Here is a 918-nt window from a genome sequence, read left to right as displayed (position 1 = left end):
GGGGCCAGATACCGCAGAAAGGTACGACGGTCTGCGAGAGGGGCAAGCTGCCCCCGGAAGACCAGCCGGTCGGCATCGAAAAGTGCGAGCAGCCGGGTGAGGAACAGACGGCGAAACAGCTTGCCCAGCACGCGAACGGGCAGCAGGAAGGCAGGGCGTGACGAGATCCAGCGCTGGCCATCGGGCGAGAGACCGCCACCCGGCACGATCATGTGCACATGGGGATGGTGGGTCAGCGCCGACCCCCAGCTGTGCAGCACGGCGGTGATGCCGATGCGGGCACCCAGATGCCGGGGATCGGCGGCGATCGTCATCATCGTCTCCGAGGCGGCCTGGAACAGCAGGGCGTAGAGAACGGCCTTGTTCTGGAGCGCGATGTCGGCGATCCGCGCCGGTAGGGTGAAGACGACATGGAAATACCCGACCGGCAGCAGATCGGCCTCCCGCTCGGCCAGCCATGTCCGCGCGGCGTTCCCCTGACAGCGCGGACAATGACGGTTGCGGCAGCTGTTATAGGCGATCCGCCAGTGTCCACAGTCCCCGCAGGCCGCGACATGACCACCAAGGGCCGCCGTGCGACAGTGTTCGATCGCCGACATGACCTTGAGCTGCTGCAGGGGGAGACGGCCGGCATGGGCTGACCGCCAGGCAGGGCCGGCAGCCCGGAAGATGTCCCCCAGTTCGAGGGAGGCGGACATGACCGCCCCCGCCCGGGGATCAGCCGTCGGGCCTCGCCTGCGTTGTCGCCAGCATGCCCAGCCTGTCGAGCGGACTGATGACGGCCCGCACGGTCCGTGTCGCAACTTTTGTATAAAGGGCCGTGGTCTCCAGGCGGGAATGACCCAGCAGAACCTGGATCACGCGGACATCGACACCATCCTCAAGCAGGTGCGTGGCAAAGCTGTGCCGCAGGGTATG

General features: G+C 66.9%; 2 protein-coding genes. Both read right to left on the bottom strand.

From position 1 onward, the window contains the following. On the bottom strand, window positions 1–698 hold a 698-nt coding region (locus GXY01S_RS16745), incomplete at its 3' end, for an IS91 family transposase (RefSeq protein ID WP_174520998.1). Between the two features lie 19 nt (window positions 699–717). Beyond that, window positions 718–918: tyrosine-type recombinase/integrase (locus GXY01S_RS16740; RefSeq protein WP_146222836.1), on the bottom strand; the 201-nt coding region annotated here is incomplete at its 5' end.

Source organism: Komagataeibacter xylinus NBRC 15237 (genome assembly GCF_001571345.1).
In the GTDB taxonomy this organism is placed as follows: Bacteria; Pseudomonadota; Alphaproteobacteria; order Acetobacterales; family Acetobacteraceae; genus Komagataeibacter; species Komagataeibacter xylinus.
Note: the sequence above shows the minus strand (reverse complement) of the source record. Positions and strands in the feature narration are given on the sequence as shown.